This is a genomic window from Streptomyces sp. SID486, assembly GCF_009865385.1.
Lineage (GTDB): Bacteria > Actinomycetota > Actinomycetes > Streptomycetales > Streptomycetaceae > Streptomyces.
Genome location: NZ_WWJT01000517.1, coordinates 1 through 17,954 on the forward strand (window position 1 = coordinate 1; position 17,954 = coordinate 17,954).

Annotated in this window: 12 protein-coding genes, 3 pseudogenes and 2 riboswitches; of the genes and pseudogenes, 6 read left to right on the plus strand and 9 right to left on the minus strand. The window is 72.8% G+C overall.

Annotation, left to right across the window (positions count from 1 at the left end; genetic code table 11):
* The 4 genes and pseudogenes from GT045_RS40515 to GT045_RS23760 all read left to right on the plus strand — a co-directional run.
* Positions 1-1,142, plus strand: a pseudogene (locus GT045_RS40515) (SAV_2336 N-terminal domain-related protein); the annotation flags it as partial.
* 201 nt (positions 1,143-1,343) lie between these two features.
* A complete protein-coding gene (locus tag GT045_RS23750; protein WP_237538821.1) occupies positions 1,344-4,331 on the plus strand; it encodes a BTAD domain-containing putative transcriptional regulator in 2,988 nt (995 codons plus the stop codon).
* A 434-nt stretch (positions 4,332-4,765) separates the two neighbouring features.
* Positions 4,766-4,985, plus strand: a riboswitch (cobalamin riboswitch).
* A gap of 164 nt (positions 4,986-5,149) precedes the next feature.
* On the plus strand, positions 5,150-7,468 hold the full coding sequence (gene metE / locus GT045_RS23755; protein WP_161335372.1) for a 5-methyltetrahydropteroyltriglutamate--homocysteine S-methyltransferase: 2,319 nt from the start codon (positions 5,150-5,152) through the stop codon (positions 7,466-7,468).
* 341 nt (positions 7,469-7,809) lie between these two features.
* Entirely contained in the window at positions 7,810-8,403 is a 594-nt protein-coding gene (locus tag GT045_RS23760) for a histidine phosphatase family protein (protein WP_161335373.1), read from the plus strand.
* Positions 8,404-8,441: 38 nt separating this feature from the next.
* On the opposite strand, the gene GT045_RS23765 is transcribed toward GT045_RS23760, so the two are convergent.
* Together GT045_RS23765 and GT045_RS23770 are read right to left on the minus strand one after the other, a co-directional pair.
* A complete protein-coding gene (locus GT045_RS23765) occupies positions 8,442-9,488 on the minus strand; it encodes an SgcJ/EcaC family oxidoreductase (protein WP_161335374.1) in 1,047 nt (348 codons plus the stop codon).
* A gap of 78 nt (positions 9,489-9,566) precedes the next feature.
* The gene (locus GT045_RS23770) at positions 9,567-10,343 is read right to left on the minus strand and encodes an alpha/beta hydrolase (protein WP_161335375.1); all 777 of its coding nucleotides are present in this window, start codon (positions 10,341-10,343) and stop codon (positions 9,567-9,569) included.
* Here GT045_RS23770 and GT045_RS23775 point away from each other — a divergent pair.
* Positions 10,333-11,283: a helix-turn-helix transcriptional regulator gene (locus GT045_RS23775; RefSeq protein ID WP_345942734.1), complete on the plus strand. Its 951-nt coding sequence runs from the start codon at positions 10,333-10,335 to the stop codon at positions 11,281-11,283. The two genes, GT045_RS23770 and GT045_RS23775, sit on opposite strands and share 11 nt — an antisense overlap.
* Positions 11,284-11,309: 26 nt before the next feature.
* On the opposite strand, the gene GT045_RS23780 is transcribed toward GT045_RS23775, so the two are convergent.
* On the minus strand, positions 11,310-11,858 hold the full coding sequence (locus tag GT045_RS23780) for a carbonic anhydrase (RefSeq protein WP_161335376.1): 549 nt from the start codon (positions 11,856-11,858) through the stop codon (positions 11,310-11,312).
* A 64-nt stretch (positions 11,859-11,922) separates the two neighbouring features.
* On the opposite strand from GT045_RS23780, the gene GT045_RS23785 reads away from it, so the two are divergent.
* Positions 11,923-12,393 carry a MarR family winged helix-turn-helix transcriptional regulator gene (locus GT045_RS23785; protein WP_161335377.1) on the plus strand — a complete coding sequence of 157 codons (471 nt, stop codon included), beginning with the start codon at positions 11,923-11,925 and terminating at the stop codon, positions 12,391-12,393.
* A gap of 342 nt (positions 12,394-12,735) precedes the next feature.
* Here GT045_RS23785 and GT045_RS23790 read toward each other — a convergent pair.
* From GT045_RS23790 to GT045_RS23815, 6 genes and pseudogenes are all read right to left on the minus strand, one after another.
* Positions 12,736-13,029: pseudogene (locus GT045_RS23790) on the minus strand (NAD(P)-binding domain-containing protein); the annotation flags it as partial.
* Positions 13,026-14,105, minus strand: a complete 1,080-nt coding sequence (locus tag GT045_RS23795) for an enoyl-CoA hydratase/isomerase family protein (RefSeq protein ID WP_161335378.1) — start codon at positions 14,103-14,105, stop codon at positions 13,026-13,028. The gene GT045_RS23795 and the pseudogene GT045_RS23790, both read right to left, overlap by 4 nt.
* A pseudogene (locus GT045_RS23800) lies at positions 14,102-14,227 on the minus strand (acyl-CoA dehydrogenase family protein); the annotation flags it as partial. The pseudogene GT045_RS23800 and the gene GT045_RS23795, both read right to left, overlap by 4 nt.
* A riboswitch (cobalamin riboswitch) is annotated at positions 14,195-14,333 on the minus strand. It overlaps the preceding pseudogene by 33 nt.
* A 194-nt stretch (positions 14,334-14,527) precedes the next feature.
* A complete protein-coding gene (locus GT045_RS23805; RefSeq protein ID WP_161295455.1) occupies positions 14,528-15,175 on the minus strand; it encodes a superoxide dismutase in 648 nt (215 codons plus the stop codon).
* A gap of 578 nt (positions 15,176-15,753) precedes the next feature.
* Complete coding sequence (locus tag GT045_RS23810) at positions 15,754-16,134, minus strand: hypothetical protein (protein WP_345942735.1); 381 nt, start codon at positions 16,132-16,134, stop codon at positions 15,754-15,756.
* 1 nt (position 16,135) lies between these two features.
* On the minus strand, positions 16,136-17,954 hold a 1,819-nt coding region (locus GT045_RS23815), incomplete at its 5' end, for a polymorphic toxin-type HINT domain-containing protein (protein ID WP_272926883.1).

A 17,954-nucleotide genomic window follows, 5' to 3' on the forward strand; every position in this document is an offset into this window, starting at 1 on the left:
CCCGACAGCACCGCCTTTTCACCGGCCCGCCCCCGTCACCGGGCACCGCCGCCGGGGCGCCCGCCCACGCCGTCCGTGCGCCGGGGCCGCGGGCGCTGCCGGGCCTGCACGGCCTCGCGCGGGCGCTGCGTCCGCTGCGTGGGCACGCCGACCACCGGCACCGGACGGTCGTCGACATCGAGGCCACCGTCCGGCTCACGGCCGAGTCCGGTGTGCTGGACGTGGTCGACCACCCCGAGCAGGAACTGCGGCACACCGCGGTGCTGCTCGTCGACGCGGCCGCCTCGATGCGGGTGTGGCAGCCTCTCGTGCGGGAGGTAAGACGCCTGCTGGAGCGCGGCGGGGTCTTCCGCGCGGTGCGGGTCCACCGGTTCGACCTGCGCGCGGAGCAGTGGCCGGGCGTGACACCGCGTACGGAGTCGCCCGTCGTGTTCCTGCTCACGGACGGGGTGGACGAGGCGTGGCGCGGCCGGGCCGCGCGGCGGTTCATCGGCGCGTGGGAGCGCTCCGGTCCGCTGGTCGTCGTCCCGCCGCTGCCGCGGCGTCTGTGGCGCGGTACGGCTTTCGACGTGCAACCCCAACTTCTGCTCGCGGGGCGGGCGTTCCCGCCGAACAGCGGACTCGGCGTGATCGATCCGCTCGCCGGCGGCCCCGTCACCGAGCCGGGCGACAGGCTGCCGGTCCCGGTCGTGCCGCTCTCCCCCGCCGCGCTGGGCAGGTGGGTGGCGCTGCTGACGCGGCCGGCGGTACCGCAGCTCGTGGACGCCGTCCTGGTGGGCGGGAGCGGGGAGCGGGAGGAGGACCCCGCGTCGCGGGGGGCCGGCGAGCCGTCGTCCCTCTCCGCCGAGGAACGGATCGAACGCTTCCGGGCCTCGTTCTCGCCGGACGCGTACCGGCTGGCCGTGCGGCTCTCCTCGGTCCGTCCGCTGAGCCTGCCCGTCATCCAGCTGATGCGCGCCGCGTCGCTGCCCGAGGCCGGCGCCGCGACCGTCTCCGAGGTCCTGCTCGGGGACATCCTGCAGCCGTCGGCGCGGGAGGAGTACGGCGGCGAGCGGTTGCCGGCCGCGCTGGCCGGAGGATCGGGTGAGGTGCTGTACGACTTCCGGCCGGGCGTCCGGGACCTGCTCGCGAGCGGCCTGGACACCGAGCAGTCCCTGGAGACCGTGGAGGCGGTCGGCCGGGCGCTCGAACCGTACCTCGGCCGCATACCGGACTTCGCCGCGCTGCTGGCCGACCCGGGCGGCAGCGCGCGGTTGTCGCCCGGGGCGACCGCGTTCGCGGTACTCGTGAGCCCGGTCCTCGACCGGCTGTACGGAGGGTCGCCGGTGGCCGGCGGCGCGGCCCTGGCGGCGAGCGGACCGGTGACCACGCCGCCCTGGCCGCCCGCCGACGCGGTCTCCTTCAGCGTCCTCGGTCCGGTCCGGGTGTGGCGCGGAGAAGACGCCCTGCCCTCCGGTTCACCCCAGCAGCGGGCACTGCTCGCCGCCCTGCTGCTGCGGGACGGTCACACCGCGACCGCCGCCGAGCTGGTCTCCGCGCTCTGGGAAGCCGACCCCCCCGCCCAGGCACTGGCGGCGGTACGCACCTACGCGGCACGGCTGCGCAGGGTCCTCGGTGACGGGATGCTGCTGAGCGAGCGCGGCGGCTACGTCCTGCGCCTCGAACCCGGCGCACTCGACCTGGACTTGGCCCGCGACCTGGCGGCGGAGTCGGAGCGTGTCCACAGGTCCGGCGACCCCTCGCTCGCCCGCGACCTGCTCGTGCGGTCGCTCGACCTGTGGGACGGCGAGGCCCTGGCCGGCCTGCCGGGGCCGTTCGCCGCGGCCGAACGGGTCCGGCTGGAGGAGTGGCGGCTCGCACTGCTCGAAAGACGTCTGACCCTGGACCTGGAGCTGGGGGGACACGCCGAGGCCGTCCCCGGGCTGACGGCGCTGACCGCGGCGCATCCCCTGCGGGAGCGGCTGCGCGAACTGCTGATGCTGGCGTTGTACCGCTCCGGCCGGCAGGCGGAAGCGCTGGCCGTGTACGCCGACACGCGCCGGCTCCTCGCCGACGAGCTGGGGGTCGAGCCGGTCCGGGAACTCTCCCGGCTCCAGCAGCGGATCCTCCTGGCGGACGACAGCCTGTTCGCCGTACCGCACGCCCCCGCGCGACCGCGTCCGCCCGAACCGGTGCGGCCGGCCCTCCTGCCCGCGACGGTCCCGGACTTCACCGGCCGTGGCGCGTTGGTCCGGGAGCTCGTCGACCGGCTGGCGGGTACGGCGGACGAGGCCGGGGGCTCCGTGACGGCCCTCTGCTCGGTCGCGGGCCTCGGGGGCATCGGCAAGACGGCCCTGGCCGTGCACGTGGCCCACCTGGTCCGGGCGCACTTCCCGGACGGCCAGCTCTACGCGGACCTCCAGGGCGCCGGACCCCGGCCCGCCGAACCGGGGACCGTCCTCGCCTCGTTCCTCAGGGCGCTCGGCACCCCGGACGCCGGGATCGCGGAGTCCGTGGCGGAGCGCGGGGCGCAGTTCCGGGCGGCACTCGACGGCCGCCGGATGCTGCTCCTGCTGGACAACGCCCGGGACGCGGCCCAGGTCCGCCCGCTGCTGCCGGGCACGGCGGCGTGCCCGGTGCTGGTGACCAGCCGCGCCCGCATGACCGGCCTGGCGGGCGCGCATGTGGTCGACCTGGACGTGATGTCCCCGGAGGAAGGGCTCCAGCTGTTCACGCGGATCGTGGGCGAGGAGCGGGTCGCGGCCGAGCGGACCGCGGCCCTGGACGTGGTCGCCGCCTGCGGCTTCCTGCCACTGGCGATCCGTATCGCCGCGTCCCGCCTGGCGGCCCGCCGCACCTGGACGGTCTCGGTGCTGGCCGCGAAGCTCGCCGACGAACGCCGCCGTCTGCACGAGCTGCGGGCGGGCGACCTCGCGGTCACGGCCACGTTCGAACTCGGTTACGGGCAGCTGGAACCGGACCAGCGGCGTGCCTTCCGTCTTCTCGCCCTCGCCGACGGCCCCGACCTCTCCCTCGGTGCCGCAGCCGCCGTCCTGGACCTGCCGGCGCAGCGGACGGAGCACCTCCTGGAGTCCCTCGTCGACACCTCCCTCCTCGACTCGTGGGCCCCGGGCAGGTACCGCTATCCCGATCTCGTACGCATCCACGCCCGCGCCTGCGCCGAGCGCGACGAGGCTCCGGGGGAACGGGGCCCGGCGCTCTCCCGCCTGCTCGACTTCTACCTGGCGACAGCCGCTCGTGTGCACGCGATCGAGCGCCCGGGGGACCGTCTGGTGGACCACCTGGCGCCCACGGCGACCCCCGGCCTGCGGTTCTCGGCCTCCGGTGACGCGCTGGACTGGCTGTACGCCGAGGCGGGTTGTCTTCTGGCCTGCGCCCGGCAGTCGTCCGACGCCCCGCGCCTGAGCCGGGCCGTGGACCTGCTGTGGGTGACGCGGGACCTCAGCGAGTCCGGCTCCCACGCGGCACCGTACGAGTCCACGGCCATCCTCCTGCTCGACGCGGCCGAGTCCTCGGGCGACCCTCGCACGGTGGGCCGCGCCGCCCTCGTCCTGGCCGAGTCCGAGCTGTTCCTCAGCCGGTTCGACGCGGCCGAGCGGATGGCGGCCCAGGCGCTGCGCGAGGCGGAGACGTCCGGGGACACGGCCGTCCTGTGCCGGGCGGCGGCCCTGCGCGGCCTTGTCGACTTCTCACGGGGCCGGTACGGGGCCGCCGAGGCCCGCCTCGACCGCGCCCTGGAGGGGTTCCGGGCCGACGGTGACCGGCCGGGCGAGGCGAGCGTGCTGGGCCATCTGGCCCGGGTGCGACTGGCCCTGGGCAACACCCACGGCGCCCTCACCCTCGCCCGGCAGGCAGTCGGCATCCACGACGGCCTGGGCCGGTCGGTGCGTGGCGCCAACGCGCGGTACACGCTGGGGCTGGCCCTGACCCGGGCGGGCCGGTACGCCGAGGCGAGGGAAGCCCTCCACGCCGCCCGGGACGTGTTCGGGGAACACCGGCAGCGTGTCTGGGAGGGGCTCACCTGCCTGCGGCTGGCGGAGGCCGAACTCGCCGCGGAGCGGCCCGCACAGGCCGCCGAGCTCGCCGAACAGGCTCTGGGGTACATCGGCGTGACGGAAGGGGAACAGCGTCGTGGCACCGTGCTGACCGTGCTCGGGCGCGCGCTCGACGCCCTGGGGCAGCCGGACCGCGCCCGCACCTGCTGGCAGGAGGCCCTGCGTATCTTCGAGGACCGGGACGCCGCCGGGTACGAGGAGGTGCGCGGTCTTCTCGGCCACACGGCGGCCACGGCCCGCCGGACCCGCCCGCGCCAGGGCGGACACCGGCCGTGAGGGGTCGTCCTCCCGGTGTCGCCCGGCGCGGGACGCACCCCGGGAGGGCGACCGCTTCCGGAAGTCCCACGAATCCCCGGCAGCCGCACTCGCCCATGAGGAAGGAGCCGTCGCCTCCATCGCGGAGTCCCTCCACGACGAGTCCCGAGAACCGCTGTACGCCCCGTCGCCGCTGTGGTGGGTGGTGGTGCCGGGCTCCTCGGCCGGAGGACCGGTCGTGGATCACACGTGTACGACCGGGACCGAGGGCCGGGTCCGGCGCGGGCCTGAGGGGGCCCGCTCCGCCGCGGGGGTGAGGGTCCCGCGCGGCGGTCGCAGGGGAAGGGCGGGAAGCGCGTGCGCGGCGCTTCCCGCCCGGCCGCGGCACCGGCCGCTCCGCCGACGCGTTGTCCGAATGACGGACGTCGCGCTGCCCTCCGCCGCGACGACCCCGTAGGGTGGCGGATGCAGCTGGTTCGCCCCGTCCGCCAGGCGGGATGCGTCGTAAGAGGGAACCCGGTGGAAATCCGGGACTGCCCCGCAGCGGTGAGCGGGAACGACCGCCGTCACACGCACTGGGTCCGAGGAGGGCCTGGGAAGCGACGGCCATTAGGTGTCTCGTACGACGAGACGTGCCCGCGAGTCCGAAGACCTGCCAACTGCCCGCGCCCGAACCTTCGGACGCGGACATCCCGGTGACCTCGAGGGCGGGTCGGCGTACATACCAGGCGGACGCCCGTGCCTCGCCGCGCGCGCTTCGTGCCGTCCGGTTCGTCACCCCTTCGCGCTCTCGTCCCGTCCCCGGGATCTCAGGGATTCATCTCGCGAAGGAGATCTCCGTGACCAGCGAGTCCGCAGCCGCGGCAGCACAGCCCACCGTGTACGGCTACCCCCGTCAAGGGCGGCACCGGGAACTGAAGAAGGCGATCGAGGGCTACTGGAAGGGCCGTGTCGACGCCGACGGCCTGCGCACCGCGGCGGCCGGCCTGCGCCGCGCGAACTGGCAGCAGCTCGCCGGCGCCGGCATCCACGAGGTCCCCACCGGCGACTTCTCGTACTACGACCACGTCCTCGACACCACCGTCATGGTCGGCGCCATCCCCGACCGGCACCGCGCCGCCGTCGACGCGGACGCCCTGGACGGCTACTTCGCCATGGCGCGCGGCACCCAGGACGTCGCGCCGCTGGAGATGACGAAGTGGTTCGACACCAACTACCACTACTTGGTGCCGGAGTTGGGCCCGGACACGGTGTTCACCGCCGACTCCACCAAGCAGGTCGCCGAGCTGACGGAGGCCCTCGCCCTGGGCCTGACCGCTCGCCCCGTCCTCGTCGGCCCGGTGACCTACCTCCTCCTCGCCAAGCCCGCCCCCGGCGTGGCGCCGGACTTCGAACCGCTCACCCTGCTGGACCGGCTGCTGCCCGTGTACGCCGAGGTCCTCGCCGACCTGCGCGCGGCCGGCGCCGGCTGGGTGCAGCTGGACGAGCCCGCCCTGGTCCAGGACCGCACCGCGGCCGAGCTGGACGCCGCCGCCCGCGCCTACCGGGACCTCGGCGCCCTGACCGACCGGCCCAGGCTCCTGGTCGCCTCCTACTTCGACCGGCTCGGCGACGCCCTGCCGGTGCTGGCCAAGGCTCCGGTCGACGGTCTCGCGCTGGACTTCACCGAGGCCGCCGCCGCCAACCTCGACGCCCTCGCCGCCGTCGGCGGCCTGCCCGGCAAGCGCCTGGTGGCCGGTGTCGTCAACGGCCGCAACATCTGGGTCAACGACCTGGAGAAGTCCCTGTCGGTCCTCGGCACCCTGCTCGGGCTGGCCGGCCGGGTCGACGTGGCCGCCTCCTGCTCCCTGCTGCACGTGCCGCTGGACGCGGCGGCCGAGCGGGACATCGAGCCGCAGATCCTGCGCTGGCTGGCCTTCGCCCGGCAGAAGACGGCCGAGGTGGTGACCCTGGCCAAGGGCCTCGCCCAGGGCAGGGACACGATCACCGCCGAACTCGCCGCCAACCGCGCCGACCTGGCCTCCCGGGCCGCCTCCCCGATCACGCACGATCCCGCCGTGCGGGCCCGCGCCGCGGCGGTCACCGAGGCCGACGCCCGCCGCTTCCCGCCGTACGGCGAACGGGCGTCCGCCCAGCGGCACCACCTCGGCCTGCCGCTGCTGCCGACCACGACCATCGGCTCCTTCCCGCAGACCGCCGAACTGCGCACCGCGCGCGCCGACCTGCGCTCCGGCCGGATCGATACGGCCGGCTACGAGGAGCGCGTCAAGGCCGAGATCCGGGAGGTGATCTCCTTCCAGGAGAAGGCGGGTCTGGACGTCCTGGTGCACGGCGAGGCCGAACGCAACGACATGGTCCAGTACTTCGCGGAGCAGCTCACCGGCTACCTCGCCACCCAGCACGGCTGGGTCCAGTCCTACGGCACCCGCTACGTCCGGCCGCCGATCCTGGCCGGCGACATCTCCCGGCCCGAGCCGATGACCGTGCGCTGGACGACGTACGCCCAGTCCCTCACGAGCCGCCCGGTCAAGGGCATGCTGACCGGCCCGGTCACCATGCTCGCCTGGTCCTTCGTCCGCGACGACCAGCCGCTCGGCGACACCGCCCGGCAGGTCGCCCTCGCCCTGCGTGACGAGGTGAACGACCTGGAGGCGGCGGGCACGTCGGTGATCCAGGTGGACGAACCCGCCCTGCGCGAGACGCTGCCGCTGCGCTCGGCGGACCGGCCGGCCTACCTGGCGTGGGCGACGGAGTCGTTCCGGCTCAGCACCAGCGGGGTGCGGCCGGACACCCAGATCCACACCCACATGTGCTACGCCGAGTTCGGTGACATCGTGCAGGCCATCGACGACCTCGACGCCGACGTCATCAGTCTGGAGGCCGCCCGGTCGCACATGCAGGTCGCCCGCGAGCTGGCCGCGCACGGCTACCCGCGGGAGGCCGGACCGGGTGTCTACGACATCCACTCCCCGCGCGTGCCCAGCGCCGAGGAGGCGGCCGGCCTGCTGCGCACCGGTCTGCGGGCCATCCCCGCCGAGCGCCTGTGGGTCAACCCCGACTGCGGGCTGAAGACGCGCGGGTGGCCCGAGACCCGCGCCTCTCTGGAGAACCTGGTCTCCGCCGCCCGCACCGTGCGCGGCGAGCTGCCCGCCTCCTGACCCGGCAGCACCGTCCCGGCGGGCCGGGGCGCCACAGGCGCCCCGGCCCCTGACGGCCGCCGTCACCGGCTCGGCACGGCGGGACGTCCGCGAGAAAGGCGCCGGCCACCGGACGGACCCGCGGAACCGCTCGGGCGGAAGGCTGCGGATCCGCGGAGTCGGCCGAACGCCCCTGATGCTAAGTTCGCACGCGGCGCCGCCCCCTTGCGGACCGTCCGCGGTGCGTGCGACGAGGAGGCGCGCCCTGGCCGGGCGAACAGCGGACGCGGGGTCCGCGCCGACGCGAGAGCGCGTACCCGGTCGGATCCCGCCCCGATGACGGCAGCAGCAGGAGTTCCCGGATGACCAGCCGTGTGTACCTCGTCGCGCCCGCCGGCAGTGCGTCGCTGCGGCAGGCCCGCTTCTACGACGGCGGGGGCCCGATCGACGACGCCGGGGCCGAGAGCGCCCGCGCCGCCGCCGGGTCCCTGCCCTCGGCGGCGCGGGTGCTCCTCTCGCCCGGCGTGCGGTGCCGGGAGACGGCGGAGGCGCTCGGTCTCGACGGCACGGTGGTGCCGGAGCTGGCGGGGCTGGACGTGGGCCGCTGGCGGGGCCGCGCCCTGGACGAGGTGGGAGCGGCCGAGCCGGAGGCGGTGGGCCGCTGGCTCACCGATCCCGACTGCGCACCGCACGGCGGTGAGACGGTGACCGGCTTCTGCGCACGCGTGGGAGACCTGCTGTCCGGCGGGGTGTTCCCGGACGGCCGCACGGTCGCTGTCGTGGAGCCGGAGGTCGTACGGGCCGTGGTCGTCCAGGTGCTGGGAGCGCCCGAGGCCGCCTTCTGGCGGCTCGATGTCCCCCCGCTGACGGTGACGGAACTCAGCGGACGGTCCGGACGCTGGAATCTGCGGCTCGGGCGGCCCCCGCACCCGGCCGGCGCCGCACCGGCACCCTGAGCACCGGCCCGGCGTCCGTGCGCAGGCCCCCGATGTGGTCAGCTGAAGAACGGGTCGTCCACGACGTGGGCCCAGCCGCCGTCCGGCTGTCGTCGGAGGATCTCGGTGGTGGTGGAGATCACCGGCTCCGGTCCGGCTCCGGTGAGTGTGGCGTTGTTCGACACCAGGGCGACGTCGTCGACCTGTCGGATGTCGCGCAGTTCGAGCTTCAGGCGGGAGCCGCTGTCGACCATCTGCTGCATAGCCGCGCGGATGGCGTCAGTGCCCGTCGAGTGAGTCCCGGGGGCGGGGACGAAGTGGGCGTTCGGCTCGTAGAGCGACACGAGACCCTCGACGTCCCCTGCCTCCAGGTACTCCATGAACAAGGTCCCCACCTCCTGAGGCGTCTCGGCGCGGCGCCGGGCGACGGCGCCGACCGGCTTGTCGCCCCAGCCGGCTGCGGCGAGCAGGTCGTACCAGCCGGGATGGGCGCCGTGGGGCAGATGACGGCGCAACAGGTCACCCGGGAAGGTCAGCGGGGGCGCCTTGGAAGGCTTGGCCATGGCCTGGGCGAGGACGGCATCGCTGAGCGCGTAGCCCAGGTCCAGGCGCGGGAGCAGGACGTGCACATCGTCGGCGAGACCGGATGGCAGGCTCTCACGCCGGACTCCGAGGATGTCGGTGGCGATACCGGCCTGGGCGAGCGCGACCTCCGTGCCCTTCCGCGCGGCGATGCCGTCCGAGGTGTGCAGGGCGACGGCGTCCCAGGCGATGGCGATACGCCGTTCCTCGACGCCGCGCTCCCGCAAAAATGCCGCTGCGGCGTCAGCGCCGTCGACCTCGAAGCGCTGGTCGCCGTTGCCCTCCTCGGTCAGGCCGATGTCGTGCAGAACACAGCTGAGGAACAGCAACTCGTCGTCGTAGTCGCCACCGGCGCGCAGACCCTGGTTCTGGGCATGGGCGCGAGCGAAGACATAGCTACGGACGCTGTGATGGAGAAGGAATGCGGGCGAGATCCGGTCCACATAGGCATAGGCGTCCCGGGTGAGGCCCGTGTCGGGCAGGTCGAGCTGCTCGAAGACGGACAAGCGTGCGTCTGCGGTCATGATGTGTGTCTTTCGTCCGGATGCGGCTGCGCGATGTGCGACTTTTCGGTGCGGGACCGTTTCGGGGCAGGTCGCCGGTCAGGCGGCCGGTGCGAACGCGGTGATGGCGTCGACGAGTTCGCCGGGGGCTTCGAGCGGGATGAGGTGCCCGGTGTTCGCGATCACTGCGAACTGCGCTCCGGCGAGGTAGGGAAGGAGGTTGCGGCGCAGCACGTCGACGGGTTCGACGCGGTCGCACTCGCCGGCGATGACGAGGGCTGGGACGCTGATCATGCGGGCGTGTTCGGTGATGTCCTCGGCGATGCCGCGCAGCGGCCACTCCGTGCGCGCCGCCTCGGCGCCGGCCCGGGAGTCCGCGCCGATCTGTGCCTTGACTCGCGCCGGCAGGTCGGTGGCGGTCAGGACGGTGTCCCTCGCCCCGGCGACGGACTCTTCGGTGTCGTAGGCGTGGGAGAGGAACTCCCGGTACTCGGCGGTGATCTGCGCGGCCGGCCTGGCCGGTCCGGATCCGACGAGGACCACCCCCCGCAGACGGGCGGGTCGCGTCGCGGCGACGAGTTGCGCCACCTTGCCGCCCATGGAGTGCCCGACGAGGACGTAGTCGTCGATTCCGGCGTCGGCGAGGACGGCGACGGTGTCATCGGCGAGTCGGCGGAGCGTGTAGGGCCCGGGGAGCGTGTTCGAACGACTCCACCCGCGGAAGTCGACCGCGAGCGTGTCGCGGCCCGGCAGACGGTCCACGACCAGGTCCCAGGTGCGGGCGGAGCCGCCCCAGTAGTGCAGGAAGACCAGGGTCGGACCCGTGCCTCTGCGATGGTCGTACGCGGGCAGAGAAAGGTGCTGCGTGCTGGTCAAGTGGGGATCCTCCGGTCTCGCTTCACGGCTGGTTCTGCCGTTTTCCATTGGACCGCCGAGCGAGGCACGAGACATCGGCACGACTGGACGGCCGATGGTGAAAACTGGACTCGTGGCAACGATCCGGCACATGACCTATCGGCCCGCCGACCGTGGGGCCTCGTCGGTCGAGGTGATGACGTTCCAACGGCTCCGGGACATCAACGACCGCGGCACGCAACGAGCCGACTTCCACGTCCTCGCTCTCGTCGACGAAGGGGACGGCAAGGTCACGGTCGACTTCGTCTCCCACCCGCTCTCGGCACGGACCGCGGTGTGGATCCCGCCCGGCGCAGTGCACCGCTGGGACGACATCACCCGCGTCGCGGGACACCTGGTGCTCTTCGTGCCGACCGCGCCGGTGACGCACCGCACGCGCGTGCTGGTCGCCTCTCCCGATCTCGTCGCCCGATGGCCGGTGCCCGCCGAGTCCTGGCCGTTCGTCGACGCGGCACGCAGGCACCTTGTCCTCGAGGCGGCCGCCCTGGCCGAGGACCCGTCGACGGAGCTGCCCGCGATCCTGCTGTCCGCACTGATCACCCGCGTCGAGCCCCCGCATTCCGAGGCGCGCTCGACGAACCCGACGTTCCAGCTGTTCCGCTCGAGCGTCGAGGCGCATTTCCGGACCCACCACGACGCCGGTCACTACGCGGCTGCGCTCGGGTTCGCCCCGCGCACCCTGACCCGGGCGGTGCAGCAGGTCACCGGGCGCACCGCGAAGGCGTACATCGTGGAACGGATCGTGCTCGAAGCGAAGCGCCTGCTGGCCCACGAACGCGTCACCGCGGCGCGATGTGCGAGCGAACTCGGGTTCCCGGACCCGTCGAGCTTCTCGCTCTTCTTCCGGAACGCGACGGGCCTGCGCCCAGGGGCCTGGCAGGCGGCGACGATCCTCGACTGATCCGTCGGCCCTCGCCTCCCGCTCGGCTACCTCCTGGCGGGCGCAACGGGTTCGGCGGCGGTCCCGACGACGGTCTCGACAAGCCCGGTCTCCAGCCGCAGCACGTGTCCCGACACAGACGCGAGGACCTCGCCGGTCATCAGCGGGTCGGCGAGGAGCTTCTCGACGTCGCGCCGCACGGTCACGGCCGGGTCCGTCACCGCGCGCTCGGCGAGCACGGCGTCGTCGCCTCCGGTGCGCTCTGCGAAAGAGCGGCGGAACGCCGGATCGGCGAGCAGACCGGTGCCGCACTGCGTGTGATGCACGATCGCGACGTCCATCCTGACCCCGAGCCGCACCGCCAGAAACGCGATGTCCTCGATCACCCGGCCGTCCACCCGGCCGCCCGTGTTCCGCAGCACTCCCGCATCCCCGGTTCCGATCCCGAGGAAGCCCGCCGGCTCGACTCGCGGATCGGCACAGACCAGCACCAGCGGCAGCCGCTCCGGCATCGATTCCGGCATCGCCAACCGGGCGAGGTCGACGTTCGCCGCGAAAACCCGGTTGCGCTGCAAGAACTCGTCGAAGTCCGACACGATTCCTCCATGTGTTGTACCTGCAACATCGGTCGCGCCGGCTACCCTACACAAGGAGGTGCATATGCAACACCACGAGTCGGAGGAACTGAAGCGGCAGGCTCTGCGGATGGCGGACCGGTGTCTCGGCAGGCGCATCGCGCGGCTGCACCGGCTCGTCTCGCGGCGCTTCGAGGCGGAGTTGCGGGACTCGGGACTCACCCTGCCGCAGGTCGAAGTGCTCTCCGAGATGGCCGTCTCCGGCGAGCCCGTCCGCCCGTCGGAGATCGCCGGCTGGCTCGGCATCGAACGCTCCACGATCAGCCGGAACCTCGACCTGCTCGCCCAACTCGGTTACGTCCGCGCCGCAGAGACCTCGGCGACCGGGCGAACGACCCGTGTCGTCGTGACCGCCGCCGGCCACCAGGCACTGGCGGACGCCCAGCCCGCCTGGGAACGGGCGCAGGCATGGATCAGCGGCGCGGTCGACGAGGACGCCGTCGACGCACTCGACCGCTGGCTCACCGCCCTCGAACTCGCCCCACGGCCCCGCTGACCGCGAACGTCCGACCCGGAGGCCACGGCGACCAGGGCGCCCGCCCGCTCACCGAGGACGGCGCCGCGTCCGGGTCGTCCGGCAGAGCGGAGAAGGGGCCGGAGCGGCTGCAGCCGTGCGGTGGTTCCCGTCTCCGCGCTTGTGCGGCCAGCCGCGGTCCGCGAGCTTGACCAGTTTCGCCCGCGGCGGCTCCAGCTCCCCGCGCATCTCGGAACCCACGAAGACCTCCCTGCCCGACCGTCTACACGGCAGACTGCCGCGCCTGACCAGCACGAGCACGAGCACCGGGGCACGGAATCACACCAGGCCCGTGACCTGCCACTTCACGATGCACACCACTCAGTCGGCGAACAGGGTGCCGGGGCGGGCCGCCGGGAGGGCGGTGCCGTAGAGGTCCAGGGCGGTGCCGTAGAGGCCCAGGACATGCCGGCCCGCGGGGAGCATGGTGACGACCGCGTCGGCGTCCGCGACGGCGGCGTCCGCGACGGCGGCGGCCACGGCTCCCGCCCGGGCGGCGCCGGCCGGCGCCTCCGGCACCAGGTCGTGGCCCCGCACCCGGTTGCCGGCCTAGGCCAGGCGAGCGGCAGCGGGAGCGCCCGTGTGCCCCGGTCCGACGAAGGCGACGGTACGGCTCACCGGGCCACCTCCCCGGTGGTGGTACCGGCGTCGGCGAGACCGAGTTCACGGTCGCCGAGCGGGGCGAAGAACCGTGCCACGTCGGCGTCGGTGACCTCGCTCAGGGTCGCCGGCGACCAGCTGGGACGGCGGTCCTTGTCGACGACCTGGGCGCGGATGCCCTCCACCAGGTCGGGGGTGGTCAGGGCCGCGCAGGAGACGCGGTACTCCTGGTCGAGGACGCGCTCCAGCGGGCCGAGCTGCCTCGCGCGGCGGACCGCGGCCAGGGTGACCTTGAGGGCGGTGGGCGACTTGGCCAGCAGTGTCTCGGCGGCCTCCTTCGCGTCCGGGGCGCCGTGGGCGAGCAGCCGGTGCACGATCTCCTCGACCGTGTCGGCGGTGTAGCAGGCGTCGATCCACTCCCGCCGTCCCGCCAGCTCGCCCTGGGCGGGCGGCCGGACGTGCCGGGCGAGGGCGTCCCGGACCGGCATGCCGGCGAGGTCTTCGGTGAGGTCCCGGAGGGAGGCGGACGGCACGTGGTGGTCGGCGAGGCCGCAGAGCAGGGCGTCGGCCGCGCCGATCTGCGCGCCGGTCAGCGCGAGGTGGGTGCCCAGTTCGCCGGGGGCGAGGGCGAGCAGGTAGGTGCCGCCGACGTCGGGGACGAAGCCGATGCCGGTCTCGGGCATGGCGATCCGCGAGCGTTCGGTGACGATGCGGACGCTGCCGTGCGCGGAGACTCCGACCCCGCCGCCCATGACGATGCCGTCCATGACGGCGACGTACGGCTTGGGGTAGCGGGCGATGCGGGCGTTGAGGCGGTACTCGTCGCGCCAGAACGCGGCCGAGGCGGAGCCGTCGCCGTCGCGGGCGTCGTCGTGGATGGCGCGGATGTCGCCGCCCGCGCACAGCCCCCGCTCGCCCGCCCCGGTGATGACCACGGTCTCCACGGCCGGATCGTGTTCCCACGCGGTCAGTGCCTCGCCGATGCGGCGCACCATGCCGTGGTCGAGGGCGTTGAGGGCCTTCGGCCGGTTGAGGGTGATGTGCGCGGCGCGTCCGGCGGTGCGCAGGAGGACCGATTCCCCGGCGCCGCTCATCCGAACGCCTCCGTCAGGCCACGGGCCACGATGTCGCGCATGATCTCGTCGGTTCCTTCCAGGATCTGGTGCACCCGCAGGTCGCGGACGGTCTTCTCGATGCCGTACCCGCTGAGGTAGCCAGCGCGCGCCGTCCGCCTTCCCGACGTGCTCGTCAGTGGCGTCCTGCTCGACGGCGTACTCCCCGGTCACGGTGGCGGGGCCGTGCCGGATTCGCACCGGCTTCCCTGCACCGCGGGCCTGTACCGCGACTTCGTGGTCGGACGCCCTGGTAAATCTAGCCTGCCCCGTGCCGAGGTGTCGTGCGGGGCCGGAGCACGCGGGAGGGCTCCCGCCGGCGGATCGCCGGTGGGAGCCCTCCGTCCGCCTGCCGTGAAGGGTGAGAAGACGGTCACGAGCAGGACAGGTGCGTGCCTACGGCGTCACGGGCGGAGCAGCAGGCTGTCGCCGCGCTCCTTGGCGGCGGCGTAGCGCTTGGCCACGTCCTGCCAGTTGACGACGGCCCACATGGCGTCGATGAAGTCCACCTTCTGGTTCTTGTACTGCAGGTAGAAGGCGTGCTCCCAGGCGTCGAAGACGAGGACCGGGGTGGAGCCCTGCCCGACGTTGCCCTGGTGGTCGTAGACCTGCTCGACGATCAGCCGGCCGCTGAGCGGCTCGTAGGCGAGGACGCCCCAGCCCGAACCCTGGGTGGTGGCCGCCGCCTTCGTCAGCTGCGCCTTGAAGCCCGCGAACGAGCCGAAGGACTCGGTGATCGCGTCGGCGAGGTCACCCACGCCGTCGGCGGCCAGCGGCTCGCCGCCGCCGTCCTTCGGGCCGGTCATGTTCTGCCAGTAGATCGAGTGCAGGATGTGCCCGGAGAGGTGGAAGGCCAGGTTCTTCTCCAGGCCGTTGATCGAGCCCCACGACTCCTTGTCCCGCGCCTCCGCCAGCTGCTCCAGGGTGTCGTTCGCACCCTTCACATACGCAGCGTGGTGCTTGTCGTGATGCAGCTCGATGATCTCCGGGCTGATCACCGGCGCGAGGGCCGAGTAGTCGTACGGAAGCTCCGGGAGCGTGTAAAGCGCCATGTCCAACGTCCTCCGACGTTATTGCCAATGTTATGCAGCTGCACGCTAACAGCAAGAACTGTATCTCGCGATCATGCGCTGGACCTAGGACCCCCGGCCCGGTCGCGCCGGTCGCGTGCTGAGCGGTCCGGGACGCAGCGCGTGGGTGAGGGGGCGTCAGGGGTACGAAGCCACACCGCCGGGAGGGACGTCATCGCGGGCGGGTGAGAGGGCGTCAGGGGTACGGGCACCGCCGCCGCCGGGACGGACGCCGTCGCGGGCGGGTGAGAGGGCGTCAGGAGCACGCCGACGAGGTCTACGGCCTCGGCCCGCGTGCGCAGGGGGCTCGCGCACGAAGAAGCCCCACCGGGTGTCGCCCGGTGGGGCTTCTTGGTCCTCGGTCCGCCGAGATCAGACATCTGTTCAGCGCCCCCGGAGTCCGTCCGTGGCGCCGACGTAGAGGTTGAGGAGCCGTCCACGTGGGGGCGGGGGCGGTTGCGGCGACGCCGGGAGGTCCGTCCGGCCGTACTCGCCGCCACCGCACGCCTACGACGCAGGATCGGGGAGGACCCATCCCAGAGGGCCCTCCCCGATCGGTTTCAGCGTGTTCCCCGCATGTGGCCGAACCACGACGGATCGTCCATCGCGCCCTCGTCCTCGTGCCACTGAGGCGGCGCCGACACGACGAAGCTCCTCAGGTCACCACCCAGCGCGAACAGACGCCCGGGCTTGACCTCCACCCCGTGGTCGAGGCCGATCTTCACGCATTCCTCGTCGTCGGCCCGACGGATGACCAGGCCGTCGTAGCCGGGACGCAGAAGCATGAGGTCGACGTTGGCGAAGTGAATGTCGATCCGGGTCTCCGGCGGCCTGTCCCTGCTGCTGCGGAGCAGAAGCCTGCGATGACCCACGGAGTACTGCCAGACTTTGAAGTACCTGTCCGATCGGAACATCTCGGAACCGGTGAACTCCGGCGTCACGTCAACTCCCGCCATTCAGTACGTCCCAGTTCGGTTCGGGTATGTGCACCACTGTTCCCTCTTTGCTGTAGAAAGTGACATTGCGCCACTCGAAGTTCTCCAGCTGGATCTGGAGACCGATCTGACCCATTTCCCACTGAGTGGCAGCCCAGTTACCGGAGCGCCAGGCCTTGTAGGCGAGCGCGAACTGTTCAGCCGGTGAGTCTCCGTCGAACCCCTTCAGGCTGACCGCGACCTTGCCGTTGTTGCGCAGGACGTTCGAGACCTCGGTCATCCACAGGGCGATCGGCTTTCCGTTGACCTTGGCGACCACTTCCGCGTACGCGTCGCCGTTGAAGGTGTAGCCCCCCTCGATCTCCTTGGCGAGTGCTTCGGAGTGGTCGCCGATCCCGAGCACCATGGTGCCGATCGGGCACGCGTTCGTGTTGTGCACCAGAACGGGGGTCGTTCCGGCCAGCACATAGTAGGTGTGGAGGCTGTCGACAGTGAGGTTGTACGCGGAGTGGAGCCGGTGGAAGCGGTGGACGTGAAGCACCGTGACAGTGGCACCGGTGCTGGTGCGCAGCGTCTGTCCGGGTCGGAGGTCGCCCCCGTCCACCCAGCGGTGGGCGCTGGGCGACCAGAAGGGGTGGTGCTGCGTCGAGGTGATCCGCGCAGGCCCGGCGCCGATCGTGATGTCGACGAACTCGGTGTCGTCCGGAGTGTATATCGTGCGGGAGACGGTATGGGGCTCGGTCCGGCCGCTTTCGGGATCGGTGGCGAGAACCGCGTCGCCGGTCCTGACATCCTTGATCTCCTCGGTCGTGCCGTCGGCCATCAGCACGCGCGTGGTGCCCGGGAAGCTGTTCCCGGCGCACCACTTCCGGGCCTTTCCGAGGTCCTCGACAGCCTTGGCGCCGAGCCCGGCAATCGCCTCTTCGGAGAGCCCGGCGGTGCGCAGGGCCTTCCAGGCGTCCGTGAATCCGATGCCGGTGCGTTCGGCGGCGTCGAAGGCCTTGACGGCGCGTGTGATCTCGGCCAGCGCGCCATCGAGCGGGATGTATGTGGCGAGGCTCCAGGCACAGGCGGTCTTGTCGCCGTGCCAGCAGTCCATCAGGTCCTCAGCGAAGAACGAGAACAGGATCGACCCGGCCACATCGCCGAAGAGGCTCTGCCAGCCGGCGCGGACGATGTCCTTGCCGGAGAACTTGTGCTGCCAGTTCTCGATCTTGACGTTCTTCAGGGTCGCCCGCTTGAGGAACTGCCAGGCCGCCTTCGGGCATCCGTCGACCGTGGCCTGGGCCTGGTCGTCGGTGCACAGGTAGAAGTCGGCCTCGTACGTGACGACCAGGTCGTACATCGCGTCACAGCCCTGGAAGGCCGCTTGCGGCATCGGCGGGCACGTGCCGATCTGGTGGGAGCTGACGATCTCCACGGTGGACTCGTCCGGGACGGCGAACACGCCGGGGATGCCCGTGCCGGAGCCCTGGGACGCTTCCTTGTTGGCCTGCGCCCGCTCGGTGCGGTCGGCTGCTTCCTGGGCTTCCTTGGCGTACTTGTCGGCGTCCTTGGCTGCCTGTTCGGCTTCGGTGGCGGCGGCGTCGGCGCGGTCGGCGGCGGCGCGGGCGTCCTTGGCGTCCTGTTCGGCCTGGCTGGCGGCGGAGCGGGCGGCTTCGGCGTCGAGTTCGGCGGCGTCGGCGGAGTCGCGGGCGTCCTTGGCGTAGCCCTCGGCGTTGCCGGCGGCCTTGTCGGCGGCTGCCGCGTCGTCGGCGGCCTGCTGGTCGTAGGTGATGGTGCGGGCCAGTGACGCCTGTGCCGCGGCTGCGGCCTTGGCGGCGTCG